The following is a 26,543-nucleotide window of genomic DNA, read 5'->3' on the forward strand; positions in this document are numbered from 1 at the left end:
TGCAAGTATGCCAAAGACCAGAAAATGCGCTTACTGTGGCAAGGTCTTCACCACAAACAGCGGAATACAGAAGTATTGTAGTGAAGAATGTGCTGAGAAAGCCAAACAGCAGAAAAAGGCTCGTCAGCGAGACTTCCTCAAAGCCACCGCACCCATCATGGATATTCAGGGCGCAGAATATCTCTCTTTTTCAAAGGCAGCCATCCTCATGGGCTGTTCACGACAGTACATCTACAAACTTGTTGCTGAGAACAAACTGCCGGCATCACGCATCAGTTCGCGAATGTCCTTCATCCGTAGGACCGATATAGAGGCGATGCTTGCTGGCAATCCCTATCATCGTGTATTGATTGGAACACAACAAAAGGGAAACAAGAAGTTTGTCTCTTCCAAGACACAGAACTCCTCTTCTCCCTCTTGTTCAAAATCCACTATCCAAGACGAAGTTCTTGACTATATCTCGGGTGAGGATGTTATGGCTACTTACAAAATAAAGAAGTCATGGCTATACACATCAGCCAAGAGAAACAACATACCTATGTGCAAGATTGCAGGCAAGAACTATTATAGCCGTAAACACATGGATGAACTTTTCGGAGTTACTGCCGAGATAGAAGCCCTAACAGAGTGGCTCACGACCGAGAAGGCGGAAACTCTCTACTCCACAACCAAGGAATCATTGCGCACCCAAGCATACCGTCGCCATATTCCCACCAAACGAGAATATGGCAAGACCTATTATTCAAAGAAACATCTTGATGACATCTTCCGTCCTGACTTGAAAGCAAGCGATGCCTATTGCACCACAGCAGATGCAGCCGAGAAATACGGTATGACCAAGAGCAATATCTGCGTTATCATCAAGAAAGAGAAAATAACCAAGATAAAAGTCGGTGTCCAAAACCTCATCGTCAAAGATGAACTTGAAAAGGTAATGGCCGAGAGGCTGGCTCAATTTGGTTCCTATCGGGTTCAATGACGATGGAAAACAGAAGTTACATCCACGATTTTGAGCAAAATCCAGTTATTCCTCAATTATTCACAAGTTACGATAAGTTTTCATCATCACGGGTGCACCATTCGGTTACTTTGTACCCGAATTGCCGGCAACAGCCATCAGCATTCAGTAAAAAGTAAAATCCAAAAAGTATTATTATGAGTAACATCTGCAAGACCGTGACACTCCGCACACGCAAAATCAAAGGCGGTGAACAGCTATCCTTCTATCTCGACTACTATCCCGGCTATAGGGATGAGAGTACGATGAAGGTCATGCGTCATGAATCGCTCGGCATCTACATCTATGCCAAGCCGAAGAACCAACGAGAAAAGGACTACAACGAACGTATGCGTGAGAAAGCGGAAGCCCTTCGCTGTCGTCGCTATGAGTCTATAGTAAATGAAAGATATGATTTCTTTGACAAGGAGAAGATGAAGGGCGATTTTCTTGCCTACTTCAAGCAGAAAGCAGACAAGAAGAACTGCAAGTGGCAGCACGTCTATAAGCACTTTGCCCGATTCTGCAACAACAAGTGCCGTTTCGATGAAATCACCGTTGACTTGTGCAACAAGTTCCGCGAGTATCTTTTGAATGCCCCACAAACTATCCACAAAGAGCACAAACTGCACATAAATAGTGTGGCCGGTTATTGGTCAACCTTCCGCGCTGTACTCCATACCGCCTATAGGGAACACAAGATTATGGAGAATCCCAATGGCTTTCTGGAACGCATTGATACTATTCCAACAGAGAAAGAACATTTATCCAAGGATGAACTTATAAGGCTGGCAAACACGCCTTGCGAATATCGTGTGTTGAAGACAGCCTTCCTCTTTGCCTGTCTGACGGGACTGAGAAAGAGCGACATCAAGCAGCTCACATGGGAGAATATACAGCCATACGGTGACGGAGGCATGTACGTGACACTCCGTATGCAGAAGACAAAGGAACTGGTGAACAACCCCATCAGTGACGAGGCGCTTGAACTGATTGGTGAACGTGGAACTGGCATTGTCTTCACAGGTTTCACTGACAAACTTACCCAGACACCCTTGAAGAACTGGCTGAAAGCCGCTGGCATCACCAAGAAGATTTCGTTCCATTGTAGCCGCCATACATTCGGTTCTCTACAAGTGGATGCTGGTACGAGCGTCTATACTGTCCAGCACATGTTGGGTCATAAGAACGTCTCAACCACGCAAATCTATGCGAACATGGCGGACGAGAGCAAACGCGAGTCGGTAAACCGTATCACTCTTAGACCAGCGAAGACAGCGCAACTAAAGGTCGTTGGGCAATAACTACCTATATCTGTTCAATATATGTATCATCATTGGGGAGAGGCTTTGCTTCTCCTTTTTTTTGTTTCGTACCTTTTCGTTTATTCTTGACTTACAATCCTTATAGTATGAAAAACGCCGTAAAATCATACTCGATAGCCAACTAAAATTAAAAAGAAGCAGATTATTTTGACAATCATCAGCTGTCAGAAACAACCAAAGTAACTTTGCACACCGAAAGAGCCAATCGCAGGCAACGAACAAGAGTAATTACGATAGTAAAAGGTAAAAACAATGAAAGAGACATCAGTTATAAATGGTGAACCGGTATTCCCTACAATAAACTTCAAGACCATGCTATATTTGCTGGTAAGCATAGCGGTGTTGTTCATTGCTATCATACCGGCACGAATAATCAGCGGTATATTCTCACAAGATGTGAGCTTCTTCTACATTTCCTTCGCAGGCTTTACTGTGTTATTGGAGTTTATGGTATGGTGCTTCTTATGTGTGCCAATGAAAATCTATGAATCCATATTAGCCAACAAAGCGATGGATGAGAAATTAATTGTCGCAGAAGAACAACCCGGATCAAAGTTACCAAATGAGGAAGTCGTTTCTGGGGAGCCGGAAATGCTATTGGCAATGAAAGAAGAAACGAAAGACATCATTACTCCTTCCTCTATGATTGACCTTTACAGACAGGGTTGTGATGATTTTTACAGGAATCAAGCGGCTCATAGGAAAGAGCAGCTTGACAAGATCATGGAATATCTTCATTATACCATGGCTCCGTTTATCAAACAGGATGACATGGAGACATTCTGTGCTGAAATAATGTCGTTTGCCATCAACCCAGCATACGAGCCTAAGCCGTTTGTCGGGTTAAAAGGTACACTAACCAGTTTTGACGTGCGCCATCTGATATGGAACATCACTTCAAGGTTAGGACTCGGCAAGGGCAAACCATACAGCGTGGAACTATGCATCAATTTCATCCGTACCATGTTCCCAGACCTTTGCAAGGACCTTGATAATTCCACCTTGAAGAACCTGAGAGTCACATCAACATCGGACAAAATTCATATAGACTTGCCTGGCAAAGACGGAATATCGTTTCATATATCTCAATCCATAAAGTAGTAACACTTTCCTCTCATCGTTTACAACCAGCCGCATCCGACTTATATTGTCAGATGCGGCTGGTCCTGTATCCATGTACCTTTCACAAAACAGACTATCTTTCCCTGCCAGTATATAGAACTTCGTCTGCCTTCATAGTCCTACAGCAAAAATAGTCGAATCATACGACAGTTTTTGCAGTGGGTTATTTATGCTTACTTGCTAATATCATGAAGATACCTGGAGAAAGTCTCTGTTGTTATTCAACAATCATCTGATAATCATACCTTTTCAAGTTATTATAAAGTGATTTGCGAATTACCATAAGTTTCCATCAGCACGGATGCTTCATTCAGTTCCTTTGCACCCGGTCTCTAACCAAAGGCCGTGAAAATTATGGAACAAAATGAATTGACATTCAACGACCTCCCACAGGTCGTCGCCCAGCTTCGGAATGAGGTGATGGGTATGAAAATACTGCTTATCAAACAGCAGGAAGAGAATCGGAAACATCATGTTCGCGAGAGCCGTCACAAGCCCATGACTGTGGAGGAAGCGGCTGAGTACACACGCATTCCTTTAGGGACGCTGTACATGAAACTCGGTGATGGGACGATACCAGCCACCAAGCCAGGCAAACGTTACGTCCTCTATCAGGACGAACTTGACAAGTGGCTGGAGGCGAACCGAAAGAATGCCGTGCCGCTGACAGCAGACGAAGAGAACGATGCCATTCTCTCTTCGCACAAGCGCAAACCGAACAAGTCCTGCTGGCATGATTAACAGATAGAGATATGAATTACATCGGCTTGATGAATCAAATGTGGCGTTCTGCCATGAAGTCGCCAATGCCAGCAAGTGAGATTGCCTTGTTTGCCTATCTTGTGAACGAATGTAACAAGCGTTTCTGGCAGATGCCCTTTGCCTGTTCCACTACAAGGATAAGTGATGACCTCCGTGTTTCAAGACAGACGGTCATCACGGCAAGGGAGCATCTTGTCAAGCGCAGACTTATCTCGTTCACCGAAGGCAAATCACGCCATCTACCGTCAACCTATACGCTCACAAATTGGACGGATGACTTGACAGTAGGCTTGACAGATGGCTTGACGCATGACTTGACACATATAAAAGATAAAGACAAAGACAATTTAATAAAAGGCGATTCGAAAAATCTATCAATCAAAGAAAGAGAAAGGAATAATGAAAACAATACTCAAAATAGACGTAGAGGAATTAAAGAAATCCATGCTGCAGCGTCGTCCTATGAAGGCTCGTTTTAAGCTGTCCATGTCAGAGGAAAAGGCTTATTCCTATCTGTTGGCTGCAATTATGGCTGAGGTGGAATATCGACACCGTGTCTTCTGTTCTAACGAAGATATGGAGAAGCAACTTCAGGAGATGGCCCATTGGCTTACCACACCATCATCCCATTTCGGCATCCTGCTGTGCGGTGGATGTGGAAATGGCAAGAGTACAATGCTTAAAGCATTCCAACAATTGCTGAACACACTGCATATTCCCAAACCATACAACGAAGGAACATATGGAATCCGAATTGTGGATGCAAAGTACATTGCGTACCTCTGCCAGAACAACTATGAGGCATACCGTAAACTCATAAATGTTGATATGCTTGGCATAGATGACCTTGGCACGGAACCATCAGAGGTATTGGACTATGGTAACATCTATACACCTGTCATTGACCTGCTGACAAAGCGTTACGAAGAGCAGCTTTTCACCATTATCACGACCAACCTCACTCCGCAGCAAATCCGAGGGCATTATGGTGACCGTATTGCCGACAGGCTCAATGAGATGGTCAAGAAAATCGTGTTCAACAATTGTACTTATCGTATAGACAAATTTGCGACACGTGGTTAGTTGCATTCCAAATCTTCGGGCATTGGGCTTGCCCATGTTCCAGATTATTCTGGCATCGGGAAGCCTAATACCCCTGCCTTCATTCGAGGCTTGGGAGACTGACCAGATAAAATTGCAAGCAATGGGGTTTATAGTGACTTTGAAATCTCTTCGGGCGGCTGTCATCCTCACGAATGGAAACTGATGGCATGATGCTATGGCAACGACTTTTCTTTACTTCAAACGAGCTTGCTCCGCGTAGCAGAAGGTGACCTTCCAAATCGTGTTAATAACAGTTAACACTAATTAGGCTTAGCGTTTTTTCAAAACACTGTTAGACGCAAGCGTCCCCAAGCGTTAAAAATCGCAGCAGTTTCGTGAGGTTCCAGAAATCCGTTTCCGACACGCCGGAGCTCGCTCCGTTAGCCATTCAACGGTAAAGAGGGGCAGCCTAATACCCCATCCTCGCTTTGCTTGATTGAAGTCTGCCATTCCAAGGCAAGCCGTTATTGTCTGGTTTCTTGGCTTATCTTATTGGATAAGACTACCCAATATGATTGCGTGTTCTTCATACACCCCAATACAAATCAAGGAATAAGTGACCATATGGGTACGTCGTCTGAAGGGATTATGTAAAAACGGGATGCCAGCTTTGCACACCAAATAAAAATGGTCACTGCTTGTAATTTTGCGCAGCAACCATTTCTTGTAAATTTGAACAGAGTCAAATACGTTGTCCTCTGCTTAAAGTCATCACCCAATCTTGTCACAGTCGAAATACGACCGATTCATGTGGTGTGAATCAATCTCAATGCCATACTTGTTCATGAAAAGCTGAGCCAACATCGGCTGCTCGCGAGTAACACCTATTGGCGGTGTCGTGGATGTTGTGCTTGTTTCGATGAACATACCTTTTTCAAGGCGTTGTCTCTTGTTCTTGCAAGCAGCGTTACCGCTGTTCTTGACAACAATTCTCCAGAGTGCCATAATACATTTGTTTTAATGTGAATACTGTGAGACTACAGTGAGTCTCGATACTTTTCTATTGCCTGAATGAGATCGTTTAAATCTTTGACGTTCTCTTCTTTATTATCATGATATACAAAGTTCAAATCAAGTAAGTGACTCAGATAAAATTCTGTAGGTCTTTTTTTGTGTCCAAAACAGGATCATATCATCTTCATCTGTAAATAGTTCCTTATTGTCTTTCATTTCTTTCAGCTTGTATAGTGATACTTCAGAATCTTTTAATCCCATAAATTAAAAAAATGCTTTCGGAACAAATCAAGACCTTGCTCGATTGTCCTTTTTTCATCTTCCGAATATGTATTTGCATACTTCATCAACTCAAAAGCGTCAATCATCTTTTGAATAGCACAGTTCCACTCGCGCATACCTTTGAAGTCGGGACAATAGCCATGTTTCTCTAGTGCCTTAAAAGCCTGTAAGCGTGGAACGATTAACCGAGCCAAAGTATGGTACGTATTCCAAACCTCTTCAATGGGATAGTCGTTCTTGTGGCTCCAGTTCTCGGTAGAGTCCTTATTTCTCAGTTTTGCCATATTCCATTTCTATTATTGTAATAACACAATTGCTCGAAGTTCTTGTTTAGATTGGGGTGCCATACCCCACTTAATCAAAAACTCTCCTGTTATAGACTCAATCCAGTCGCTAAACGGTTGTAGCTCATCCATCCGTAAAGGCTGTTCTTCGGGAAAGAAGAAAAACACTAGAGCATGATTGAATGGTTCAAGATGTGTGGAATTTCTTGTTATTTCGACCATCATCAGATTCATTCTGTTTGCCATTAAGGCATCTACAGAAACATCAAAGGCATGAATTTCTCCACCTTCCTGAAACAGGTCTCTCACATCGTTAACATCGATGCTCGCAAGACCCTTAGGAGCGTTGAGCACATCCATGATGCAGCGTTTAACCTGTCTGTGCTCTTCTTCTATTGTAACTTTTTCGTCAATGAGGGCAAAAACGGGTCTCATGTATTCTGGCCCTATCATGCATTTCTGTTCTTCCATAATCATCTATCCTTTTATTGATTGATACTCTTCTGGGAAGTCTTTCTTTAGCATGGCAAGGAAAGCATACTGATACATCGAACCGACAAAGTGTGCCATGCTTGGCAAAGGTCTCTTGGTTGCCCTGTCAAAGAGTGAACTCCAGATATGATTTAGCTCGTCCTCCCTAAAGCCGTTATCCATTCCCCGATGCAGATAAACATGTTTAAGGCATTCCGCTTCAAGTGGGTTCTGGCCAGACATCAGCTGAACAATCCTTGCTGACTCTTTCCAAGTCATACCTATCCAGCCCGTCATGAACCAGCAGACATCCTCTCTATATAGGAATCCGTATGGGAATCGCCATTTGTCAAATAGCCGTACTACACCGTGCTTCTTCTTATAGTCTTCAATGTTATGGACGTGAATTTCGTAAATCAGCCGTGCACTGTATAGGGCAGTAATGGTAAGCAGGTCTTCCATAGAAGTTATCTTACCGAAAAGTATCTCAGCCATTTCCTTTGCCAACTTGTCACCAAAGAAAGGAATGCTTCTGTCTTCTTCATCAAACAATGTCTGATAACCATTTGAATAATACAGAATGTTTGCACTTCCACGATGATACATGTCTGGACATACCTTGCCAGCCTTGACGATTTCATGTTGAATGCGCTTGATGCGAGTCAGCGTATCTGAGCGGATGACGTTAAATCTGAATATATGTATGTTGTCTGTCGGCTCAACATCACCGTCAATGCAAAGCGTATCTAATCCGTCATCTCCTTCCACTTCATAAACCTTATAATGTTCTGCTACACCATCAGGACAGACAACTATAGAATAGCCTTTCTGCTTCTTCCTATATCCACGAAACGTATTGATTTCTTCTTCACTCTGAATGTTGTCTATGTCTGATGTGCGGGCAACATTGTCATACCCGAATACTTCTGTAGCCTTGAAATATGCCCAGTCATAGGTATCTTCATCAACCTCAATGTCCATCGTCGTATCACTATCTTCATCGCCCCAAAAGTCTATCGGTGTAAGGCTGATACTTCCAAGGCAAATGTTAGTAATTCCAAGTGCATGACAAACATGCGAAGCGGTCATCCATCTGCGGCCTGGTCCGATAAGTGCATCAGGCATAGACGTTAGTTCTTTCACGTATCGGTGCATCGTCAAGAAGTAATCGACCTGCTTCCTATTCTCAATAAAAGTGAGTTCCTGTAACAAGGTAAATGTTCTGACTCCACGATTGGGAATGCTCTCTTTCCCTTCTATGACGAGCTTTCTTAATTGTTCTATTGCTGTTTCCATATAGTAGTTATTTTACTAATGGGTTATTGGAATTGTATGCAGCATAACTGATGACCACTTGATTACCAAGTGCAGGGTCATAGTCAAGGATGAGGTCGCCATACTTGCGTCCTTCTGCCAACAGATTGCATAAAAGAATCTCGTCTTCCGTCAGAACTTCATGCTCTGTTCCTGTGACAAGACGGACAACGATTCCGTCCATCTTTGGTATCATATCATACGATGTAAACAACTCGTATAGATACTTTGCGCCACTTTTACCATTAGAGGCATACGACATGATTTCCTCAGTACAGAACAACTCAGAATGGAAAAGCTCACAGAGTTGTTCAACGAGTATATAGTTTCTGACACCTTTCAATGCCGGTATGGCTTGAACTATAAAATCACTGATAACGGACATTCGCTCATAGTAGTGTTCCAAGAACTCTATTCTAAAATGTTTCTTCCGTTTTATTCTGTTCATGGGAGTGCTACCCAAGAACATAGAGTCCTTCGCTTGTTTGATAAGCTCTGCTTTCTTCGACTTGGATAGTTGTCTTATGGTCGGTATGAAGCCACCATGTTCTCGTATTATACTGAAATTCTGTAAAGCTTTTGCTTTATAGTACAAGCTATCGTCCCATCTGTTTAACGTATCTAAGTCCAAATCTTCGGTTCTGAAGCGTTCTTTTACATGTTTTTCAACGAATCCATAGAAAGATGTATGCCACAAGCAACAAGCAGCCAGTTCTTCTTTGGTTGCTTTTACGTCTAGTGCTACTATCAACTCTTTGGTAAGCGAGTGCTCCCACAAGTCACCCTCCATCGGATAAGCGTTAAGATGCAGTCCGCTACCGTCCTCCCAGTCTTCCATGGTTATGTGACACACCTTGTCATTGGCATCCTCATGGAAAACTGGTTGTAACAGACGCAGCATGTCAATATGGATTTTGTACCAGCCAAGACTTTGCCTCATGTCTGGGTACATCCTGACAATATGAGGAGCCACATCCTCATACCGTACGCTGTCTAGAAGTTCCTTGAATGTCATATCAAACCTTTTTGTTGACTTCTATGTTAATCTCAGTCTCAAACTTCCGTACATATATGAAGTCAGTGATAGCGAAGTTCATGTGGTCAAAGAGGTTGTGAAATGCACTATGAAGGTGCCACAGATTGCGCCCAAAGTTCTTCTCGTTCTTCACCTTGCAAGGGGTGAAGTTCTCATTTATCATGCTTTTACGCAAGGATAACAGGCAGTCGCAATCGGAATAATCGTGCCGATTGTCGTTGTATTTCCATAGAATCTCTCTCTCGATGAGTTCAATGTCGTAATCATGTAAGTGAACCATATTGCTGCTTCTTTTCAAATTACACTGCAAAATAAACAAAGACCTCCGCCAACTGGTGGCAGAGGTCAAAGGAAAGTGATGTTATTGTGAAAAATAATTATATCTTCTGGATTTCTTCTTTTAAATCTTTTATTTCCTTGCAAATACCTTCTATAATCTCGTTGTCATTATTGCCAAATTGAGAAAACACTTTTTTCCCAATCCAAACCTTTTCAGAAGTATTGTATCCCCGTCCTTTCAATATTTCTTTTAATTTATGGACTTCTTTATCTTGGTTGTTGTCATAACCCTTAGTATCATAGTCAATGTGTCTTATTGCTATATAACCTTTCTCTTTATCTGTTATCGTTATTCCATATTGATTATTCAACTTATACCTATGGTTCTTTTCTTCATAGGCCTCAAGATTGCATTCTGATATAACTTTTTCTACGAGAATCCTCACATCCGATATCTTTATTTGCCTCTTTTTATTGTGGATCCTCTCTTCATATTCTTTGATCTGTTTAGCGCATTCTTTTTGTATCAATGCGATATCAATATGCTCATAATTATCTGAACTAATGAGGTATGGAATGACCGAAGCAACAAGATTCAACTCTTCATTTGTTTTATATGCTGGGTGTGGGATACCAATACATAGTTTTCCATTAAGAACACCTACATAAATATTACCACAAACAATCTTGTATTTGAACTGGATATTTTCTGACATTTTTGACAAATTTAAAAGTCTTTCAAAGCATTTCTTTCCACTAAGGAATATCAAATGCTTGGATTTGGTTATATTTATTAAATGAAGTGTATATGGGATTGTCTCTACTAATAAGGTATCGCTTATCTCATCTGCTTTTGGGGTACTGAAAAATGATGCGTTCGTGACAATAATTTTACTATCATCTTCTATTATTTCATTCAAATTAGTCTGTGACAAGCATCTTTTCAAGCCTTTCCAATAGCCCCATTTTCTATGATTCTCCCATGACGAGGGTTTACCTTCTTCCCTGCAGTAATTACCTTTAAGCAAATGATTCTGGTCTTGATTATTATTGTACAAGTATGACCAGTTTTTATTTTCACATTGCTCCTTGTAAGTACCTCCACTACCCGGATTAATTCCAACAATCATCAATTCCGGTTTTTCTGAAATCAGAGAAAGATCAGATTGGGTATAATATGCTAGATTTACCTCCTTACGACTCGCAATTTCATGATACTCTCTGACGGTTTTTTCAGCCCATTGTACAATTTCTTCTTGAATGTTCATAACTTCATCGGGATTATAATTAGAATACATCTGTTTGGTAGATTTGTTTCACAGTTATCTCATCTTTATCTAACTGGTAGATGCCAGAAGGCAAATCATCTTGGATTACCTCTCGCTCATAATAATCCATATCCTCATCTACTAAGACTTTTTTATAATAATTCTGCTCGTCTTGTTCAATTCTACCAGTAAAACATTGGGGAATCTCAAAAGACTCGCCATCATTTACTTCTATTGGATAAGCTTCCTGGCCTTGCTGTCCTAAAAGCTCTTCCTCATTGGTATCATTATAGTCAAGACCAAAATCTTCACAAATACTTTCTATGGTTGGCATTATTAATACAAACATAACAATAAAAATTAAAAGTTAATCATTTTACAATATTTCTCTTGCTATCCATGCACAAGCTTCTGCATCTGCCAATGCATGGTGATGATCCTCTAAGCAATAACCACAGTCAGCAGCTACAGTTTGAAGCTGGTGGTTTTCTAAATCAGGGAGTACTCGCCGTGAGACACAAAGGGTGTCATAGAACTCATAGTCTGGATAGTCCATCTGATAGACGCGGAACACTGCCTTCAGACAACCTTCGTCAAAAGGCTTATTATGAGCAACGAGTGGTAAGTTCGTTATCAGAGGCTCTATCTGAGCCCATACTTTTGGAAAAACTGGTGCATCGTCAGTATCTTCATGGCAGAGACCATGAACCTGTGAGCACCAATAGTTATAATAGTTCGGTTCTGGTTGGATGAGAGAGTAGAACGAATCTACTATCTCACCATTTCGTACAATGACGATACCAACAGAACAAACCGAAGAACGCTCGTTGTTAGCTGTCTCAAAATCTATTGCTGCAAAATCCTTCATTTCGGGTCATCTTTGTATTTGTTCCACATTCTTTTTATCTTACCGGCAATCTCCTTGCGGAGCCAGTAGGGTTCAAGTACCTCCATGTCTTCTCCATTCCAAAGCAGTTCCTGCTGGAAGTCGAACTCTGGACGGAGATTAAAGGTGAATATGCTGTATTCTTCATTACGTTCAATCTCTTCCTGCGACTCGTGCATCTTCAAATCACGGATGTAGTTGGCTTGTCCTGCTGATACTTTCAGTTTGACTGGTTGTACCTTCACAGACTGTTCAGCAATGATTCCAAAGCAGCCGTCAAAGAAATCCTCTGCCGTCCAGTTCTTTGGCATTTCAAAAGTCTCGTCTGTTGCATGAAGATATTTGATACGATCAAGGGAATAGATGCGTGGCCCCTGCTCGTAATAATAAGAATATGTGCTGCGAGCCACCAAGTACCAACGCTGGCGGAACAGCTTCACGCAATAGGGTTGCACGTCGAAATTGTTCTCTTCGTCCTTCCAGTAGCTGTGATAGGTGATGTTCAGGATACGATTTTCCTTCATAGCCTCAATGATGGGCTGAAGGTAGTTCTGGCCAGACGGCACGTATTCCAGAATGATGCGGTCTTTGATGCTCTGACTGTTGGCTAAGGCATTGCTCACACAGAAAGTATTATATAACCATGAACGGAGTCCGTTCTTACTGATATCCTCTTCGTTTTCGATGTAATAACGGTATTCGCCTCGGTTTTCGTTGACTATGTTGATGCCGAACATATCCCAGATGACATAACGCCAGTTGTCGAAGGTGCGCTTGGGAATATCGACCCCTCTGCTGATGTCATCTCGCAGCCACAGCTCGTTCAGTTCCTTGAACGAGATTTTACGTCTGCGATAGATAGTTTCTATCACCCAGACATATTTGCTTATTAGGCTTTGCCCTCTATCGTTATTAATCATATTTTATGTTTTTTCTGCAAAATTACTCTAAGGGTACGCCAAGCCGTGGCAGAGGTTGGAGAAAAAGTAGATTTTGTTAAAAATTCATCTACATTCAACCTTTAGGGACATCTAAAGCTCGGAATTGTTCTTGAAGGTTCGTTATCTTTTCCATCAACTCGCCGAAAGTCAGAGGTTGCCCATAAATGAAGCTCTCCTTCATTTCGTTATAGTCAGCTTCGTAAGAGGACATCAGTTCGTCACTTGGTACAATCTGAATAGTGGCAGGTAGCTCTTTGTCGTAATCCACATAACCAACATGATAGAACTTGCGACGATGTTCCACAATCTCATGATAGAGCACCAAATCATTAAGAGCCATTTCTGCGTATGGGGTTTGCATCAGTCTCTCCAAGTCGTAGAAGTGACGTGTCATTCTATGCGTTCTCGGTTCGTCCTTCTGGAACTCTTCACACAAGAGGAAAGCTTTTTCCAAGAAAGTCCTGGCGGGACTGACAGTGCGGATTGTCTGGACAAGGTCGGAATCCACATCTTCATCCTTGAAGGTCTGTTCTATAAGTGATGAAATTCTTCTCATCTCGTAAGGCTCGGACATTGACAACACGCTAATCTCTACTTTAACCGTTGGTATTGCGTATGCGGCTTGGCTATCGTAGAGTGAAGGATATTGAACATAAAGAACAGATGGGTCTTTATCGTGTGGAACCTTTTGGGGCTCACCATTTTCATTGGATATGTCATTGTCTGTGAGAACTGTTACTTCAAGCCCCATTTCGACAAGTTTCGCCGATAACTCGTCTTTGAACTCGCCATACAAGAAGTCCTGTCCTTTCTCTCGAAGATTATGTATTTGCGTATTACTGGTACAGCTTGCACAAGAGAGTTGCTTGACGTTCAGAAAATAGTCACGGCTCAATGCTAAATCAATATCTTCACTGAATCGGTTGATGATATCCCAGCCTTTACTGAGACTCGTACCACCTTTGAATAACAGATATTCTGATACACTGGAGTGAAAAAGGGCATACAACACTGCCGTTACCCACCAGTCCTTCTCGGCAGCAGCTTCATCAATTTGCCGTGCCTCGACCACACCTTGTATCATCGCCTTTCGCTCGTCGAGCGAGAAATCAATCCATTTACTCATTTTATTCCTTTCTTTATAACTTGTCGCATCCATACAGGAGCCAACAACAAATCATATTCTATGGTGTCAGTCTCAGGAGTTTCCGAGAACAGTTGTCTAATCCTCGCTTCAACATCCTGAGTGATGTTATGCTCACCAATGCTGCGTAATGCTTGTACCAATTCTGGCATCAAACGTCCGCGGAATGCAAAGTTCTTAGGTGCCCCATGCTTCAGAGTCACTGTTCGATTCCCTAATTTCATTTTTCGCCCAGACCCAGTAGTCAGAAAAATAGTGTTCATGGGTACTTGTGTTGAGAATCCTAAGCGATTAGCAGCAGTGGCTCCCGTAGGTATAACTTTTGCCTTATCTCGTTTGGTAATCTCTTTCACTAATTCGTAAGCCGAAGGATAAAGGATGCCAAAACGTGTTTTACGTGCCTTGACATACACGCCTTTGGCTATTCGTGTAATCAATCCTTCTTTCTCAAAGATGGCGAGCAGTTTTGTGACGTACTCGACATCATATTGGGGAAAAGAAGAAACAAAGAATATCTCGCCAAACTTACTGCGAGTAATCCTTTTTCTAATCTGTTGTACTACTGCATTCTCCATCGATTTTGTATATAAATTATGGTCGGAATGATAATAAATATTTCCGACCGCAAAGATACAAAATTTCTTTTATACAGCACTACTTTAAGTGTTGAAATTAAGTTTCATTGGCAAATTATAGCGTTTTTCTTGCTGTATAGATGGCATTCCTATATAAATAATGTGTCGCTTTTTACATTAGGGGCAATATTGCCAGAAAAGACGACTTCAAGAATAAAATACCATGACTTAATCAATTTATTGCACACTTGCGGGCCATTTGGGGTTCAAAAAAGTTAAAAACGTTAAATGTTCGTCTTTTCCCCAATCTTTAGAATCTAGACAATCACTTTTCTATCGTTTAAAGTACAAGTAATTGATATAATGCGATTTACAAATACTCAGACTGCATGAACCTCAACCCACAAATCAAGAATGACATCATCGAACGTTTTGGCACAAAAGTATTTAGCTTATGATAGTAATAGAATCCAAGCGCAAGAAGCGCGAGAACATTGTAAAGAAATACCCCGATGCAATCATCGCAGATGTGACCAGCCAAGCAACAGACGGCCTGGTGAAACTCAGCCCGTTTTATCCACACGGCGGAATACCAGTACCATTCAGCGAGGGCTATACGGCCATATGCGTGGAAGCGATATGGCAGGGGCTAAAGGTGTTTGAGACAGCCGATGTAGACGTGAAGCTGTTCGGCAATGACACGATGAAGAACATCAAACGAAGCGTAAGACGATTTGGCAAACCACTCGGACACCGAAAAGGAGTGAACGGCACGGAACTGCTGGGGTATATAGAAGCAAGGAAGCAAATCTATCTGCCAGCATACAGATGGGTGCTGGAAAACAAAGTGGCAAACATCATCGAACGGTTAAGGGAAGCAAGCAAGACGAAAACGATAGTGCTGCTGGACTATACCACCAACAGCGATGTGGACGACCCGAAGAGTCCGCTGTCACACGCCTTTCTGGTAAAAGCATACGCAGAGGGGATATATCCATACGACGAAAAGACAAGACCGACGGAAGATGCAGCAGCACCGACGAAGGCAGAAACTGAAAACATAGGAGAACAAAACTATGAGTAGAAGAAGTAATTGGGAAGAGTTTGAGCGGCTGCTCGAACAGAACAATATCACAAAATTGTATCACTTTACCGACCGCGACAATCTGGAGAGCATCATCAGAAACGGTGGTCTGTACTCGTGGAAGGACTGCGAAGAGCGGGGCATCGCCATCCCGAAACCAGGCGGTGGCGGAAAAGGGTCGCTATCGTGGACGCTCGACCAGCGCGACAGACTGGAGCGCTATGTACGCGTAAGTTTCACGCGCAACCACCCGATGATGTTTGTGGCGATGAACGAAGACAGAATATCCAACCCCGTGATACTGGAGATAGACCCACAGGTAATCTACGACGAAGACACACGCTACGCCGACCGCAACGCCACACGCAATGGAGCCAACGTAGGTGGCAAGCTGGACGATTTCAGAAAAATTCATTTCCAGACGGTAAAGGCTTCAAAACACTTCGACCTTGACATCGACGAGCAGCCCTTCTTCCAGGCAGAGATACTGGTGAAGAACTTCATACCGCTGAAGTATATCACCAACATAGGCAACTTCGGAATACCTATCCCAAGCCATCCGCTGCAACTGCAGAGCAAGACAGCCTATACAGCACGAGTGGACAGAGAGCACCCGACGGCTTTCATCTTCCTGGTGGACCAGAGTGTGTCTATGCGACGGCTTACCACGTTCAACGGTGAGGACATGACGCTCTCGGAGGCTGTGGCACGCATCGTGAACCAGCAGATAAACGAGTTGGTAGAGCGTTGCGTGAAGAACAATGAAACACGCCATTACTTTGATATCGCCATGATAGGTTACGGACAGGAGGCCTACAGCGCATGGAACGGCAATCTCGAAGGTCGCGACTTCGTCACGCCGGAAGAGATACGCAACAATCCGTACTTGAAAAAGGTGGTAAAAGAGGAAGTGCGCACACGCAAAGGCATGGTCATAAAGGATGTGGAGAGAAAGCAATGGATGACGGCACGCCACGACGGAAACTGGACCTACATGGACAAAGCATTGAAACGTGCAGAGGGATTGCTGGAGAACTGGATGCGCCAACACCACGACAAGGACTGCTATCCACCAACCATCATAAACATCACAGACGGAGAATACAACGGAGCTACGGATGACGAGATGATGCAGTTGTCAAATCAGTTGAAGTCTATGTTTACCAACGATGGCAATGTGCTGTTCTTCAACATTCACGTAGCTCCAGGACATGTTGAGTCGGTGACATTCCCCGCCACACCAGGCGAGCTGAACGGCAATGGATATGGAGAGAGGCTATACAACATGTCGAGTCTGCTACCGCTGAACTACAATGAACAAATCCGCAACTTGTTTGGCGACAAGCAGGCAGACATCAGATATCATGCCATGGGTGTGAACGCTGGAATGGAGCGTCTGGTAAAAATGATGAGGATAGGTACGCTATCGAGCATGTTGGTAAACAATAATCAGTGAAACAAGGGAAATGGGAAAAAGTGTTAGCATAGCCAAACTGAACGACCATGCACCCAACGAGGACGCAGTCTTCTGCGCTCCACAATGTATAGCGGTGTCTGACGGAGCCGGAGGCTGCGGGCTCTACGCAGACGAGTGGTCGCGGTATCTCATAGAACATCTGCCTAAAGACACGCCGATATGCTCGTTCATAGAACTGGATGCATGGGTAGACAGTATCTGGGAGGCGTTCTATAATGCCAAAGAAGAATGTGCAAAAGAAGGCGACGGCATATTGCTCAACAAGTTTTATAGCGAAGGGTCGTGTGCAACAATTGTGGCAGCATGGAAGACCGACGAGAACGAATGTAGGTGGGCAGCCTATGGTGACAGCGTAGTGTTTCACTACAGCCATAAGACTGGACTGCTGGAGCACAGTTTTACCCGACTGGCAGACTTCAGCAATCCTCCACGACTCGTCAGCTGCAAAGACCCACTGGAGGAGGAAGGATTCAACAGCGGCGTATTCCATCTTGACAATACCTCCGAGGTGTTTGCTGCAAGCGATGCCTTGTCGCATTATATACTAATGATGTACGAACTATCCAAGAGCACGATGTATGCGAGCGAGTTGATGGAAGAGCAGATGAAGCAAACAAACAATACGGGGTTGCTCCAAGTAGCAGAACAAGAGAATTTTGACTTCGAGAAGGATATTCTCGCGCCCCTATTGGCCAGTGCTGGCTCTGAAAAAGAATTCAGAACGCTCATGAGCACTCTTTATGACAAGAGAGAAATTGAATCAGACGATTATACGCTGGTTGTCTTATAAACCTATGCTCGGGATTGGTTGCGATGACACTCACCAACCCGCAGAACAATAAAACGACTTTAAGCAGATGAGGGGAAAATAAGCACAAACAAACGAGAGTTGGACGAGGTTGTTCGGATTCTACTCATCCTCGTAGGTGATGTGAAAAAAAAATCCCTGGCCTTAAAAAGACCAGGGATTCTTATTGTTGTGAGATATCTATTCAAAGATTATTCTGCTGCAGCTTCTGTTGCTGTCTCTTCTGCCTGAGCCTCTACGGGAGCCTCTTCTACCTTCTTGGCGGCAGAACGACGGCTACGACGTGTCTTCTTCTCAGCCTTAGGAGCCTTAGCCATGTTCTCATCGAAGTCAACGAGCTCGATGAAAGCGATGGGAGCAGCGTCACCCTGACGGGTACCCAACTTGATGACGCGAGTGTAGCCACCGGGACGGTCGCCTACCTTCTCAGCAACTACGTTGAAAAGTTCCTTGACAGCTTCCTTGTTCTGGAGATAACGGAAAACAACACGACGGTTGTTGGTATCACCTACCTTAGAACGAGTAATCAGGGGCTCAACGAATTTCTTGAGAGCCTTAGCCTTAGCGAGGGTCGTAGTGATTCTTTTGTGCAAAATCAGGCTGGAAGCCATGTTGGACAACATGCTACCACGGTGACTTGCAGTACGGCCCAGATGATTGAATTTCTTGTTATGTCTCATTTTTGTTTTGTTCTTTAATTACAAGGGATTATTCCTTGTCTAATTTATACTTAGAAGTATCGGTTCCAAACGACAGATTCAGACTCTCGAGCAAATCATCAAGCTCTGAAAGCGATTTCTTACCGAAGTTGCGGAACTTGAGGAGGTCTGTCTTGTTGTACTGTACCAAGTCGCCAAGTGTCTCGACCTCAGCTGCCTTAAGACAGTTGAGCGCGCGTACAGACAAGTTCATGTCTACGAGCTTGGTCTTCAACAGCTGACGCATATGGAGTACCTCTTCATCAAACTCCTGGTTCTCTTCCTGATCAGGATTCTCGAGAGTAATCTTCTCGTCAGAGAACAGCATGAAGTGATAGATGAGGATCTTGGCAGCCTCTTTCAAGGCATCCTTCGGGTGGATGGAACCATCGGTGGTAACTTCGAGAACGAGTTTGTCATAGTCGGTCTTCTGCTCGACACGATATGGCTCAACTGCGTACTTTACGTTACGGATGGGGGTGTAGATTGAATCGATTGGGAGTACGTTGACATCGGTACAGAACTCACGGTTCTCATCGGCGGGGACATAGCCACGACCTTTGTTGATGGTAAGCTCAATCTGCATTGATGCCTTGCTATCTAAATGACAAATCACCAAATCAGGGTTTAACACTTCAAATCCAGTCAGATACTTACTTATATCACCGGCCTTGAACTCAGTAGTGTTCTCAACAGTGATACTAACTTTCTCGTTCTCGAATTCTTCTACTACTTGCTTGAATCGAACTTGTTTGAGATTCAAGATAATGTTAGTTACATCTTCCTTGACACCGGGAACTGATGAAAACTCATGCTCAACGCCAGCAATACGGATGGTATTGATAGCAAAGCCCTCAAGTGAAGAAAGAAGTATGCGGCGAAGCGCGTTACCGATGGTAACACCAAAGCCGGGCTCCAATGGGCGGAATTCGAATTTACCGAATCGCTCATTGGCCTCTAACATTACGACTTTATCAGGTTTTTGAAATGCTAATATCGCCATTAACTTAATGATTTTTATTATTTAGAGTACAACTCAACGATTAACTGCTCCTTAATATTCTCAGGAATATCTGCACGCTCTGGCTTGTGGAGGAACTTACCGCTCTTGGTGTTCTCATCCCACTCGAGCCATGGATACTTGCTGTGGTTGAAACCTGCCAGTGCATTCTCGATGACCTCGAGAGACTTGGCCTTCTCGCGAACGCCAACTACCATTCCAGGCTTAACAGAAAAAGAAGGAATGTTAACTACCTTGCCATCAACAACGATGTGCTTGTGGCCTACCAACTGGCGTGCAGCTGCACGAGTGGGGGCGATACCCAGGCGGAATACGACGTTGTCAAGACGGCTCTCCAAATTCTGAAGAAGAACCTCACCGGTAATGCCTTCAGCCTTTGCAGACTTCTCAAACATATTACGGAACTGACGCTCAAGAACACCATAGGTGTACTTAGCTTTCTGCTTCTCTGCCAACATGACACCGTACTCAGACATCTTTCTGCGACGGCTGTTGCCATGCTGTCCAGGAGGGAAGTTTCTTCTGGACAAAACTTTGTCTGCGCCGAAGATGGGCTCACCAAATCGACGTGCAATTTTAGATTTCGGACCTATATATCTAGCCATAATATTTAATAAATGCTATTGATTAAATGTGAATAGAGTAATAATGAGAATACTCTGAATTATACGCGACGGCGCTTGGGAGGACGACAACCGTTGTGTGGCAATGGAGTAACGTCGATAATCTCGGTTACCTCGATACCAGCACCATGCACGGCACGGATAGCAGACTCACGACCATTACCTGGACCCTTAACGTATGCCTTAACCTTACGGAGACCGAGGTCAAAGGCAACCTTGGCGCAATCCTCGGCAGCAGTCTGGGCTGCATAAGGAGTATTCTTCTTAGATCCGCGGAATCCCATTTTACCTGCAGATGACCAAGAGATCACCTGACCTTCACTATTAGCAAGGGAAACGATAATATTGTTGAACGAGCTGTGAACATGAAGCTGTCCTAAAGCGTCAACCTTTACATTTCTTTTCTTTGATGTTGCTTTTGTCTTTGCCATTTTTAGCTTACTTTAAAATTACGATTGAAATCAATCAACACTTAAACTAAAATTACTTCGTAGCCTTCTTCTTATTAGCAACAGTCTTCTTCTTTCCCTTACGAGTACGAGCATTATTCTTTGTGCTCTGACCGCGAACAGGAAGACCATTACGATGTCTGATACCACGATAGCAACCTATATCCATAAGGCGCTTGATGTTCATCTGGATCTCCGAACGGAGATCACCTTCTACTTTGAATTCAGCGCCGATAATTTCACGGATCTTGGCTGCCTGGTCATCAGACCACTCGTTAACCTTCAAGTCACGGCTAACACCTGCCTTGTCCAATATCTTTGCTGAACTACTTCGACCGATACCATAGATATAGGTCAATGCGATTTCGCCACGCTTGTTTTGGGGCAAATCTACTCCAACAATTCTTATTGCCATTTTAGAAAATTGATTAAAAAATACTTCTGTTGTTTGTTAAAAGCATGCAAAATTAGTAAGAAAAATCCTCCTAATCAAACATTTACACAATTTTAACATTAACCCTGACGCATTTTGAACTTAGGGTTCTTCTTGTTGATAACGAACAAACGACCTTTACGACGTACAATCTTGCAGTCGGGTGTGCGCTTCTTTAATGATGCTCTTGTCTTCATATCTTTAATGTTTACTTGTATCTGAAAACGATTCTGCCCTTAGTGAGGTCGTAGGGACTCATCTCTACTTTGACCTTGTCGCCAGGGAGTATCTTTATATAGTGCATTCTCATTTTACCAGAGATGTGGGCAATGATTTGCACGCCATTCTCCAGCTCTACGCGGAACATTGCATTGGAGAGGCTCTCCACAATGACTCCGTCTTGTTCTATTGCAGACTGTTTAGCCATATATTAATTGTGTAATACCTTTTCTATTTCTTCAAAATCAGATAAAATTTCTGCCTTGGCTTTACGGATAGCTATGGTGTGTTCGAAATGCGCTGCTGGCTTGCCGTCGCGTGTCACAATGCTCCACTTGTCGGGTAATAGCCAGATATTGCGGTCACCCATGGTAATCATTGGTTCGATGGCAATGCACATACCAGCTTTTAACATTGTGCCATTGCCACGAGAACCATAATTGGGCACCTTGGGTTCCTCGTGCATTTCTTTTCCGATGCCATGCCCTGTGAGTTCACGAACTACTCCATACCCGTGGGATTCGCAATAGTCTTGAACTGTATAGCCGATATCACCGACATGATGACCTGGCAGAGCCACATCAATGGCCCTATATAGCGAGGCCTTGGTAACTTCGAGCAACTGTTTGACTTCGGCGGACACTTCGCCTACACTGAACGTATAGCAACTGTCACCGTTGAAACCGTTGAGGAGTGTACCACAGTCGATTGAAATGATATCTCCATCCTTAAGAATGGTCTTGGCATCAGGTATACCATGAACTACCACTTCGTTGACAGAGGTACATATACTTGCCGGAAAAGGCTCTCCAAACGGATTGGGGAAATCCTTGAAAGTAGGCACAGCCCCGTGGTCGCGAATAAACTCTTCAGCTATCTTGTCCAACTGGAGTGTGCTGACGCCCGGCTTAATATGTTTAGCTAACTCAGCGAGAGTCTGACCGACTAATCGATTAGCCTCTCGCATGAGTGAAATTTCATCCTCTGTTTTCAGAAATATCTTCATTATGATACAGCCTTAATATGCTGCAACATTTCCGCCACGAGTACGGCCAGAGTTCAACAAGCCATCATAATGACGCATGAGCATATGGCTCTCGATTTGCTGAAGTGAGTCAATGACTACACCCACCAAAATCAACAGAGAAGTACCTCCGAAGAATTGAGAGAAAGCCTGCTGAACGTCGAGAAGGCTTGCCAAAGCTGGCATAATTGCGATAAATGCAATGGCCAATGAGCCTGGCAATGTAATACGAGACATTACTGTATCGATATACTCAGCGGTGTCCTTACCAGGCTTAACGCCGGGGATGAAACCGTTGTTACGCTTCATATCCTCTGCCATCTGATTGGAATTCAGGGTAATGGCAGTATAGAAATATGTAAACGCTATAACCAGAGCTACATAGATTGCATTATAAAGCAAAGATCTATTGTCCATCAGATTCTGTACGAGCCAGCTTCCGTTGCTTGTTCCATATGAAACAAATGCAAGAGGAATAAACATCAAAGCCTGAGCAAAGATGATAGGCATCACATTGGCAGCGAACAGCTTCAAGGGGATGTACTGACGTGCACCACCATATTGCTTGTTGCCGACAACGCGCTTAGCATACTGTACCGGAACCTTGCGCACAGCCTGTACGAGCATCAAAGCAGCACAAACCACGGCAAAGAGTATGAGAATCTCAGCAATAAACATTACGAGACCACCACCAGAAATAGCGGTGAAGCGTGAGGTAACTTCCTGAATGAAGGCCTGGGGCAGACGGGCGATAATACCTATGGCAATTATCAGCGAAACGCCATTGCCTACACCCTTGTCGGTAATGCGCTCTCCAAGCCAAAGTATGAACATACTTCCTGCTGCCAGGATGACAGCTGCGGGGAACATGAATACCGTCCAGGAAATACCTGAAGAGAGGGCCTGTCCGGCCTGCATCTTCAGGTTGATAAGGTAAGAAGGACCCTGCAGGAACAGGATGAAGACTGTCAGCACACGAGTGTACCAGCTAATCTTCTTGCGTCCGCTCTCGCCCTCACGCTGCATTTTCTGGAAGTAAGGTACAGCGACAGCCAAAAGCTGCATGACAATAGAAGCAGAGATGTACGGCATAATACCAAGCGCAAAAATCGACGCATTGGAGAATGCACCACCAGAGAACATGTCAAGCAGCGACATCAAGCCACCTGATGTTTGCGACTGTAAGTTTTGTAACTGGGCTGGATTGATGCCGGGAAGGACAACAAACGAGCCAAAACGGTATATAGCCGTAAACAGGAGAGTTATGAGGAGTCGCTTGCGCAAATCCTCAATTCTCCAACAGTTCTTTAGTGTCTCTATAAACTTTTTCATCTACTTTGTTTAGATAATAGTTGTGTTACCACCAGCTGCCTTGATAGCTTCTTCAGCAGCCTTAGAGAAAGCATTAGCTTCTACATCTACCTTAGCTGTAAGAGTTCCGTTAGCCAAAACCTTTACAAGCTCCTTACCATTGGTAAGACCAGCCTCTACAAGCTCTGCTATACCAATCTTGGCATAGCCCTTAGCTTCTGCCAGCTTCTGCAGTGTAGAGAGATTGACTGCGAAATACTCTTTATGGTTGATATTCTTAAATCCAGCCTTAGGTACGCGACGCTGCAAAGGCATCTGACCACCTTCGAAGCCAATCTTACGCTTGTATCCAGAACGTGCCTTAGCACCCTTGTGACCACGAGTAGAAGTACCACCCAAGCCAGAACCTGGACCACGACCGATACGGCGACGAGAATGTGTAGAACCCTCAGCTGGTTTCAAATTACTTAATTTCATAATCTTCTGTAGTTAAAAAATTAATTAGTCTATTACGTTAACCAGATGATGCACCTTACGAACCATACCACGGTTGCTAGGAGTATCTTCGATTTCAACAACTTGAGAAATTTTACGGAGACCCAGTGCCTGAAGAGTCTGCTTCTGGTCCAAGGGAGCACCGATTTTGCTCTTAATCTGCTTTACTTTAATTGTTGCCATGTCAGTTCTACTATTAACCGTTAAATACTTTGTTCATACTAATGCCACGCTCGCCAGCTACGGTGTAAGCATCACGCAGCTCGCTAAGAGCCAATATTGTGGCCTTAACCAAGTTGTGAGCATTGGAAGAGCCCTTAGACTTTGCAATCACATCCTTGACACCTACGCTCTCCAGTACAGCACGCATAGCACCACCAGCCTTAAGACCAGTACCGGCAGCAGCGGGCTTGAGAAGAACTTTGGCACCACTGAAAGCCACTTCAACCTCGTGAGGAATGGTACCCTTCAGTACAGGAACCTTAACAAGGTTCTTCTTGGCAGCCTCAGTACCCTTGGAAATTGCAGCGGTAACCTCACCAGCCTTTCCAAGGCCCCAACCTATAACACCATTGCCATCACCTACAACGACGATAGCAGCGAATGTAAAGGTGCGACCACCTTTGGTAACCTTGGTTACTCGATTGATAGCAACCAAGCGGTCTTTCAATTCAACGTCACTATTTATTCTTACTTTATTCATTGCCATAATCGTTTAAAATTTAAGACCACCTTCGCGTGCTGCATCAGCCAAAGCCTGTACACGTCCGTGATAGAGATAACCATTACGGTCGAAAACAACACTCTCAACACCGGCTTTCTTGGCATTCTCGGCTACGAGAGCACCAACCTTCTTGGCCTGCTCAATCTTGGCCATCTTTTCGAGACCGAGAGAAGAAGCTGAAGCCAAAGTTGTACCAGTAAGGTCGTTGATAACCTGTGCATAAATTTGCTTGTTAGAACGGAATACGCTGAGACGAGGACGCTCTGCGGTACCATTCACACTCTTGCGAATACGGAATTTTATCTTGATTCGTCTTTCTACTTTCTTTGTTGTCATAATCGTAAATAATTAAAAGATTACTTAGCGGCAGCTGTCTTACCAGACTTTCTGCGGATAACCTCACCTTTGAACAAGATACCCTTACCTTTATATGGTTCAGGCTTGCGGAAAGAACGAATTTTTGCACAGATGAGACCAAGAAGCTGCTTGTCACAGCTCTCCAGTATGATGATAGGATTCTGGTTTCTCTCAGACTTTGTCTCAACCTTTACCTCCTTAGGAAGCTGGATAAAGATAGGGTGAGTATAACCCAAAGAGAACTCGATAAGATTACCCTGATTTGAAACACGATAACCTACACCTACGAGCTCCAATGTCTTGCTATAACCAGCGCTGACACCTACTACCATGTTGTTTACCAGTGAACGGTAAAGTCCGTGGAAAGCCTGCTTCTGCTTGTAGTTTACGGGGCTGTTCTCATCGATTTCGAACACGATGCTACCATCGGTCAAAGTCAGTTTGATTGAGGGGTCAATCCACTGAGAGAGCTCACCCTTAGGACCCTTAACATTAACGATGTTGGTCTTCTCGTCGAAGTTAACTGTAACTCCTGCGGGAATATTAATTGGCAATTTACCTATTCTTGACATAATTAAATCCTCCAATTAATTAATAAACATAACAAAGAACCTCACCGCCAATCTTGAGGGCAGCTGCTTCCTTATCAGTCATAACACCTTGAGATGTAGATATAATGGCTATACCTAATCCGTTAATTACTCTCGGCATGTCCTTGTAACCGGTATACTTACGGAGACCAGGAGTAGACACACGCTTCAGACACTTGATAGCGTTCTGCTTGGTGTTGTTGTCATACTTCAAGGCAACTTTAATAGTACCCTGGGGACCATCTTCTACGAACTTGTAGTTCAGAATGTAACCCTTCTCGAAGAGAATCTTGGTAATAGACTTCTTCATGTTTGACGCAGGAACCTCAACAACTCTGTGATGAGCCATGATTGCGTTTCTGAGTCTTGTCAGATAATCTGCTATTGGATCTGTCATATAAATAAATGTTTAATTAATCGGGACTACCCCGACAATATTAAAAAAAATTCGTTGTGATTTTTCGTAAGAACACGGAAGAAACAGTT

General features: G+C 43.6%; 36 protein-coding genes. 9 read left to right on the forward strand and 27 right to left on the reverse strand.

Features of this window, described 5'->3' with window-relative positions; all coding sequences use genetic code 11:
• Window positions 1–7: 7 nt before the first annotated feature.
• The 6 genes from CIK95_RS04840 to CIK95_RS04865 all read left to right on the forward strand — a co-directional run bounded on the left by CIK95_RS04840 (window position 8) and on the right by CIK95_RS04865 (window position 5,289).
• Window positions 8–979, forward strand: coding sequence for a helix-turn-helix domain-containing protein (locus tag CIK95_RS04840; protein ID WP_094466433.1), 972 nt, complete (start codon window positions 8–10; stop codon window positions 977–979).
• A 176-nt stretch (window positions 980–1,155) separates the two neighbouring features.
• Window positions 1,156–2,301: a site-specific integrase gene (locus tag CIK95_RS04845; RefSeq protein WP_094466434.1), complete on the forward strand. Its 1,146-nt coding sequence runs from the start codon at window positions 1,156–1,158 to the stop codon at window positions 2,299–2,301.
• 273 nt (window positions 2,302–2,574) lie between these two features.
• Window positions 2,575–3,423, forward strand: coding sequence for a hypothetical protein (locus tag CIK95_RS04850; protein WP_094466435.1), 849 nt, complete (start codon window positions 2,575–2,577; stop codon window positions 3,421–3,423).
• Between the two features lie 375 nt (window positions 3,424–3,798).
• Window positions 3,799–4,185, forward strand: a complete 387-nt coding sequence (locus CIK95_RS04855) for a helix-turn-helix domain-containing protein (RefSeq protein ID WP_094466436.1) — start codon at window positions 3,799–3,801, stop codon at window positions 4,183–4,185.
• An 11-nt stretch (window positions 4,186–4,196) separates the two neighbouring features.
• Window positions 4,197–4,685, forward strand: coding sequence for a hypothetical protein (locus CIK95_RS04860; RefSeq protein WP_094466437.1), 489 nt, complete (start codon window positions 4,197–4,199; stop codon window positions 4,683–4,685).
• Window positions 4,606–5,289: a hypothetical protein gene (locus tag CIK95_RS04865; RefSeq protein WP_254046425.1), complete on the forward strand. Its 684-nt coding sequence runs from the start codon at window positions 4,606–4,608 to the stop codon at window positions 5,287–5,289. The genes CIK95_RS04860 and CIK95_RS04865 overlap by 80 nt, the downstream gene beginning before the upstream one ends.
• 732 nt (window positions 5,290–6,021) lie before the next feature.
• Here CIK95_RS04865 and CIK95_RS13145 read toward each other — a convergent pair.
• The 12 genes from CIK95_RS13145 to CIK95_RS04925 form a co-directional block, all read right to left on the reverse strand.
• A complete protein-coding gene (locus tag CIK95_RS13145; protein ID WP_094386736.1) occupies window positions 6,022–6,255 on the reverse strand; it encodes a DUF6140 family protein in 234 nt (77 codons plus the stop codon).
• 260 nt (window positions 6,256–6,515) lie between these two features.
• Complete coding sequence (locus CIK95_RS04875) at window positions 6,516–6,830, reverse strand: hypothetical protein (protein WP_094386735.1); 315 nt, start codon at window positions 6,828–6,830, stop codon at window positions 6,516–6,518.
• 12 nt (window positions 6,831–6,842) lie between these two features.
• Entirely contained in the window at window positions 6,843–7,301 is a 459-nt protein-coding gene (locus CIK95_RS04880) for a hypothetical protein (RefSeq protein ID WP_144007738.1), read from the reverse strand.
• 6 nt (window positions 7,302–7,307) lie between these two features.
• The gene (locus CIK95_RS04885) at window positions 7,308–8,597 is read right to left on the reverse strand and encodes a hypothetical protein (protein ID WP_094466438.1); all 1,290 of its coding nucleotides are present in this window, start codon (window positions 8,595–8,597) and stop codon (window positions 7,308–7,310) included.
• A gap of 7 nt (window positions 8,598–8,604) precedes the next feature.
• Window positions 8,605–9,630: a DUF6557 family protein gene (locus CIK95_RS04890; RefSeq protein WP_094466439.1), complete on the reverse strand. Its 1,026-nt coding sequence runs from the start codon at window positions 9,628–9,630 to the stop codon at window positions 8,605–8,607.
• Window position 9,631: 1 nt separating this feature from the next.
• The gene (locus CIK95_RS04895) at window positions 9,632–9,931 is read right to left on the reverse strand and encodes a hypothetical protein (RefSeq protein WP_094466440.1); all 300 of its coding nucleotides are present in this window, start codon (window positions 9,929–9,931) and stop codon (window positions 9,632–9,634) included.
• Between the two features lie 97 nt (window positions 9,932–10,028).
• Entirely contained in the window at window positions 10,029–11,198 is a 1,170-nt protein-coding gene (locus CIK95_RS04900) for a hypothetical protein (protein ID WP_158215095.1), read from the reverse strand.
• A 19-nt stretch (window positions 11,199–11,217) separates the two neighbouring features.
• Window positions 11,218–11,547, reverse strand: coding sequence for a hypothetical protein (locus CIK95_RS04905; RefSeq protein ID WP_144007739.1), 330 nt, complete (start codon window positions 11,545–11,547; stop codon window positions 11,218–11,220).
• A gap of 27 nt (window positions 11,548–11,574) precedes the next feature.
• Entirely contained in the window at window positions 11,575–12,066 is a 492-nt protein-coding gene (locus CIK95_RS04910) for a 3'-5' exonuclease (RefSeq protein ID WP_094466443.1), read from the reverse strand.
• Window positions 12,063–13,004 carry a YafY family protein gene (locus CIK95_RS04915; RefSeq protein WP_094387108.1) on the reverse strand — a complete coding sequence of 314 codons (942 nt, stop codon included), beginning with the start codon at window positions 13,002–13,004 and terminating at the stop codon, window positions 12,063–12,065. The genes CIK95_RS04910 and CIK95_RS04915 overlap by 4 nt, the downstream gene beginning before the upstream one ends.
• Window positions 13,005–13,098: 94 nt before the next feature.
• Window positions 13,099–14,151, reverse strand: coding sequence for a nucleotidyl transferase AbiEii/AbiGii toxin family protein (locus CIK95_RS04920; protein WP_094387112.1), 1,053 nt, complete (start codon window positions 14,149–14,151; stop codon window positions 13,099–13,101).
• A complete protein-coding gene (locus tag CIK95_RS04925) occupies window positions 14,148–14,744 on the reverse strand; it encodes a DUF6088 family protein (protein WP_094387109.1) in 597 nt (198 codons plus the stop codon). The genes CIK95_RS04920 and CIK95_RS04925 overlap by 4 nt, the downstream gene beginning before the upstream one ends.
• A gap of 454 nt (window positions 14,745–15,198) precedes the next feature.
• Here CIK95_RS04925 and CIK95_RS04930 point away from each other — a divergent pair, with 454 nt between their 5' ends.
• The 3 genes from CIK95_RS04930 to CIK95_RS04940 are packed head-to-tail and all read left to right on the forward strand — an operon-like array spanning window position 15,199 to window position 18,095.
• Window positions 15,199–15,828, forward strand: a complete 630-nt coding sequence (locus CIK95_RS04930; protein WP_216820582.1) for a hypothetical protein — start codon at window positions 15,199–15,201, stop codon at window positions 15,826–15,828.
• On the forward strand, window positions 15,821–17,284 hold the full coding sequence (locus CIK95_RS04935) for a DUF4433 domain-containing protein (RefSeq protein ID WP_094466444.1): 1,464 nt from the start codon (window positions 15,821–15,823) through the stop codon (window positions 17,282–17,284). The genes CIK95_RS04930 and CIK95_RS04935 overlap by 8 nt, the downstream gene beginning before the upstream one ends.
• 10 nt (window positions 17,285–17,294) lie before the next feature.
• Entirely contained in the window at window positions 17,295–18,095 is an 801-nt protein-coding gene (locus CIK95_RS04940) for a hypothetical protein (RefSeq protein ID WP_094466445.1), read from the forward strand.
• Window positions 18,096–18,304: 209 nt separating this feature from the next.
• Here CIK95_RS04940 and rplQ read toward each other — a convergent pair whose 3' ends face one another.
• From rplQ to rpsH, 15 genes are all read right to left on the reverse strand, one after another.
• Window positions 18,305–18,793, reverse strand: coding sequence for a 50S ribosomal protein L17 (gene rplQ, locus CIK95_RS04945; protein ID WP_094388296.1), 489 nt, complete (start codon window positions 18,791–18,793; stop codon window positions 18,305–18,307).
• Between the two features lie 28 nt (window positions 18,794–18,821).
• Window positions 18,822–19,814: a DNA-directed RNA polymerase subunit alpha gene (locus CIK95_RS04950; RefSeq protein WP_094386834.1), complete on the reverse strand. Its 993-nt coding sequence runs from the start codon at window positions 19,812–19,814 to the stop codon at window positions 18,822–18,824.
• Between the two features lie 17 nt (window positions 19,815–19,831).
• Window positions 19,832–20,437: a 30S ribosomal protein S4 gene (rpsD, locus tag CIK95_RS04955; protein WP_022311363.1), complete on the reverse strand. Its 606-nt coding sequence runs from the start codon at window positions 20,435–20,437 to the stop codon at window positions 19,832–19,834.
• Between the two features lie 59 nt (window positions 20,438–20,496).
• Window positions 20,497–20,886, reverse strand: coding sequence for a 30S ribosomal protein S11 (rpsK, locus tag CIK95_RS04960; RefSeq protein WP_022311362.1), 390 nt, complete (start codon window positions 20,884–20,886; stop codon window positions 20,497–20,499).
• Window positions 20,887–20,938: 52 nt separating this feature from the next.
• Window positions 20,939–21,319, reverse strand: coding sequence for a 30S ribosomal protein S13 (gene rpsM, locus CIK95_RS04965; protein WP_094386833.1), 381 nt, complete (start codon window positions 21,317–21,319; stop codon window positions 20,939–20,941).
• Between the two features lie 98 nt (window positions 21,320–21,417).
• Window positions 21,418–21,534 carry a type B 50S ribosomal protein L36 gene (gene ykgO / locus CIK95_RS04970; protein WP_007899708.1) on the reverse strand — a complete coding sequence of 39 codons (117 nt, stop codon included), beginning with the start codon at window positions 21,532–21,534 and terminating at the stop codon, window positions 21,418–21,420.
• An 11-nt stretch (window positions 21,535–21,545) separates the two neighbouring features.
• Window positions 21,546–21,764 (reverse strand): translation initiation factor IF-1, encoded by a 219-nt coding sequence (gene infA / locus CIK95_RS04975; RefSeq protein ID WP_022311360.1) that lies wholly within the window; start codon window positions 21,762–21,764, stop codon window positions 21,546–21,548.
• 3 nt (window positions 21,765–21,767) lie between these two features.
• Entirely contained in the window at window positions 21,768–22,562 is a 795-nt protein-coding gene (gene map, locus CIK95_RS04980; RefSeq protein ID WP_094466446.1) for a type I methionyl aminopeptidase, read from the reverse strand.
• Between the two features lie 12 nt (window positions 22,563–22,574).
• A complete protein-coding gene (secY, locus tag CIK95_RS04985; protein ID WP_094386831.1) occupies window positions 22,575–23,912 on the reverse strand; it encodes a preprotein translocase subunit SecY in 1,338 nt (445 codons plus the stop codon).
• A 9-nt stretch (window positions 23,913–23,921) separates the two neighbouring features.
• Window positions 23,922–24,368 carry a 50S ribosomal protein L15 gene (gene rplO, locus CIK95_RS04990; protein WP_022311358.1) on the reverse strand — a complete coding sequence of 149 codons (447 nt, stop codon included), beginning with the start codon at window positions 24,366–24,368 and terminating at the stop codon, window positions 23,922–23,924.
• A gap of 24 nt (window positions 24,369–24,392) precedes the next feature.
• The gene (gene rpmD / locus CIK95_RS04995; RefSeq protein WP_022311357.1) at window positions 24,393–24,569 is read right to left on the reverse strand and encodes a 50S ribosomal protein L30; all 177 of its coding nucleotides are present in this window, start codon (window positions 24,567–24,569) and stop codon (window positions 24,393–24,395) included.
• A 13-nt stretch (window positions 24,570–24,582) separates the two neighbouring features.
• On the reverse strand, window positions 24,583–25,095 hold the full coding sequence (gene rpsE, locus CIK95_RS05000; RefSeq protein WP_094386830.1) for a 30S ribosomal protein S5: 513 nt from the start codon (window positions 25,093–25,095) through the stop codon (window positions 24,583–24,585).
• A 6-nt stretch (window positions 25,096–25,101) separates the two neighbouring features.
• Window positions 25,102–25,446, reverse strand: coding sequence for a 50S ribosomal protein L18 (rplR, locus tag CIK95_RS05005; RefSeq protein ID WP_022311355.1), 345 nt, complete (start codon window positions 25,444–25,446; stop codon window positions 25,102–25,104).
• Between the two features lie 20 nt (window positions 25,447–25,466).
• A complete protein-coding gene (rplF, locus tag CIK95_RS05010) occupies window positions 25,467–26,039 on the reverse strand; it encodes a 50S ribosomal protein L6 (RefSeq protein ID WP_022311354.1) in 573 nt (190 codons plus the stop codon).
• Between the two features lie 19 nt (window positions 26,040–26,058).
• A complete protein-coding gene (gene rpsH, locus CIK95_RS05015) occupies window positions 26,059–26,454 on the reverse strand; it encodes a 30S ribosomal protein S8 (protein WP_022311353.1) in 396 nt (131 codons plus the stop codon).
• Between the last annotated feature and the right edge of the window lie 89 nt (window positions 26,455–26,543).

Origin of the sequence: Prevotella sp. P5-108 (assembly GCF_002251385.1) — a bacterium.
Classification (GTDB): domain Bacteria; phylum Bacteroidota; class Bacteroidia; order Bacteroidales; family Bacteroidaceae; genus Prevotella.

What these genes read in the sequence shown, in the direction of transcription:
- CIK95_RS04920 (WP_094387112.1), bottom strand. Translation starts at nt 14,151, where the DNA reads ATGAGTAAATGGATTGATTTCTCGCTCGACGAGCGAAAGGCGATGATA.
- CIK95_RS04940 (WP_094466445.1), top strand. Translation starts at nt 17,295, where the DNA reads ATGGGAAAAAGTGTTAGCATAGCCAAACTGAACGACCATGCACCCAAC.
- CIK95_RS04845 (WP_094466434.1), top strand. Translation starts at nt 1,156, where the DNA reads ATGAGTAACATCTGCAAGACCGTGACACTCCGCACACGCAAAATCAAA.
- CIK95_RS04905 (WP_144007739.1), bottom strand. Translation starts at nt 11,547, where the DNA reads ATGTTTGTATTAATAATGCCAACCATAGAAAGTATTTGTGAAGATTTT.
- CIK95_RS04875 (WP_094386735.1), bottom strand. Translation starts at nt 6,830, where the DNA reads ATGGCAAAACTGAGAAATAAGGACTCTACCGAGAACTGGAGCCACAAG.
- CIK95_RS04855 (WP_094466436.1), top strand. Translation starts at nt 3,799, where the DNA reads ATGGAACAAAATGAATTGACATTCAACGACCTCCCACAGGTCGTCGCC.
- rplF (WP_022311354.1), bottom strand. Translation starts at nt 26,039, where the DNA reads ATGTCAAGAATAGGTAAATTGCCAATTAATATTCCCGCAGGAGTTACA.
- CIK95_RS04890 (WP_094466439.1), bottom strand. Translation starts at nt 9,630, where the DNA reads ATGACATTCAAGGAACTTCTAGACAGCGTACGGTATGAGGATGTGGCT.
- CIK95_RS04865 (WP_254046425.1), top strand. Translation starts at nt 4,606, where the DNA reads ATGAAAACAATACTCAAAATAGACGTAGAGGAATTAAAGAAATCCATG.
- infA (WP_022311360.1), bottom strand. Translation starts at nt 21,764, where the DNA reads ATGGCTAAACAGTCTGCAATAGAACAAGACGGAGTCATTGTGGAGAGC.
- map (WP_094466446.1), bottom strand. Translation starts at nt 22,562, where the DNA reads ATGAAGATATTTCTGAAAACAGAGGATGAAATTTCACTCATGCGAGAG.
- rpmD (WP_022311357.1), bottom strand. Translation starts at nt 24,569, where the DNA reads ATGGCAACAATTAAAGTAAAGCAGATTAAGAGCAAAATCGGTGCTCCC.
- rpsE (WP_094386830.1), bottom strand. Translation starts at nt 25,095, where the DNA reads ATGGCAATGAATAAAGTAAGAATAAATAGTGACGTTGAATTGAAAGAC.
- rplO (WP_022311358.1), bottom strand. Translation starts at nt 24,368, where the DNA reads ATGAAATTAAGTAATTTGAAACCAGCTGAGGGTTCTACACATTCTCGT.
- CIK95_RS04900 (WP_158215095.1), bottom strand. Translation starts at nt 11,198, where the DNA reads ATGAACATTCAAGAAGAAATTGTACAATGGGCTGAAAAAACCGTCAGA.
- CIK95_RS04915 (WP_094387108.1), bottom strand. Translation starts at nt 13,004, where the DNA reads ATGATTAATAACGATAGAGGGCAAAGCCTAATAAGCAAATATGTCTGG.
- ykgO (WP_007899708.1), bottom strand. Translation starts at nt 21,534, where the DNA reads ATGAAGACAAGAGCATCATTAAAGAAGCGCACACCCGACTGCAAGATT.
- CIK95_RS04935 (WP_094466444.1), top strand. Translation starts at nt 15,821, where the DNA reads ATGAGTAGAAGAAGTAATTGGGAAGAGTTTGAGCGGCTGCTCGAACAG.
- CIK95_RS04895 (WP_094466440.1), bottom strand. Translation starts at nt 9,931, where the DNA reads ATGGTTCACTTACATGATTACGACATTGAACTCATCGAGAGAGAGATT.
- CIK95_RS04950 (WP_094386834.1), bottom strand. Translation starts at nt 19,814, where the DNA reads ATGGCGATATTAGCATTTCAAAAACCTGATAAAGTCGTAATGTTAGAG.
- CIK95_RS04910 (WP_094466443.1), bottom strand. Translation starts at nt 12,066, where the DNA reads ATGAAGGATTTTGCAGCAATAGATTTTGAGACAGCTAACAACGAGCGT.
- CIK95_RS04880 (WP_144007738.1), bottom strand. Translation starts at nt 7,301, where the DNA reads ATGGAAGAACAGAAATGCATGATAGGGCCAGAATACATGAGACCCGTT.
- rpsD (WP_022311363.1), bottom strand. Translation starts at nt 20,437, where the DNA reads ATGGCTAGATATATAGGTCCGAAATCTAAAATTGCACGTCGATTTGGT.
- rpsH (WP_022311353.1), bottom strand. Translation starts at nt 26,454, where the DNA reads ATGACAGATCCAATAGCAGATTATCTGACAAGACTCAGAAACGCAATC.
- CIK95_RS04840 (WP_094466433.1), top strand. Translation starts at nt 8, where the DNA reads ATGCCAAAGACCAGAAAATGCGCTTACTGTGGCAAGGTCTTCACCACA.
- CIK95_RS04925 (WP_094387109.1), bottom strand. Translation starts at nt 14,744, where the DNA reads ATGGAGAATGCAGTAGTACAACAGATTAGAAAAAGGATTACTCGCAGT.
- rpsM (WP_094386833.1), bottom strand. Translation starts at nt 21,319, where the DNA reads ATGGCAATAAGAATTGTTGGAGTAGATTTGCCCCAAAACAAGCGTGGC.
- CIK95_RS04850 (WP_094466435.1), top strand. Translation starts at nt 2,575, where the DNA reads ATGAAAGAGACATCAGTTATAAATGGTGAACCGGTATTCCCTACAATA.
- rpsK (WP_022311362.1), bottom strand. Translation starts at nt 20,886, where the DNA reads ATGGCAAAGACAAAAGCAACATCAAAGAAAAGAAATGTAAAGGTTGAC.
- rplQ (WP_094388296.1), bottom strand. Translation starts at nt 18,793, where the DNA reads ATGAGACATAACAAGAAATTCAATCATCTGGGCCGTACTGCAAGTCAC.
- rplR (WP_022311355.1), bottom strand. Translation starts at nt 25,446, where the DNA reads ATGACAACAAAGAAAGTAGAAAGACGAATCAAGATAAAATTCCGTATT.
- secY (WP_094386831.1), bottom strand. Translation starts at nt 23,912, where the DNA reads ATGAAAAAGTTTATAGAGACACTAAAGAACTGTTGGAGAATTGAGGAT.
- CIK95_RS13145 (WP_094386736.1), bottom strand. Translation starts at nt 6,255, where the DNA reads ATGGCACTCTGGAGAATTGTTGTCAAGAACAGCGGTAACGCTGCTTGC.
- CIK95_RS04885 (WP_094466438.1), bottom strand. Translation starts at nt 8,597, where the DNA reads ATGGAAACAGCAATAGAACAATTAAGAAAGCTCGTCATAGAAGGGAAA.
- CIK95_RS04930 (WP_216820582.1), top strand. Translation starts at nt 15,199, where the DNA reads ATGATAGTAATAGAATCCAAGCGCAAGAAGCGCGAGAACATTGTAAAG.
- CIK95_RS04860 (WP_094466437.1), top strand. Translation starts at nt 4,197, where the DNA reads ATGAATTACATCGGCTTGATGAATCAAATGTGGCGTTCTGCCATGAAG.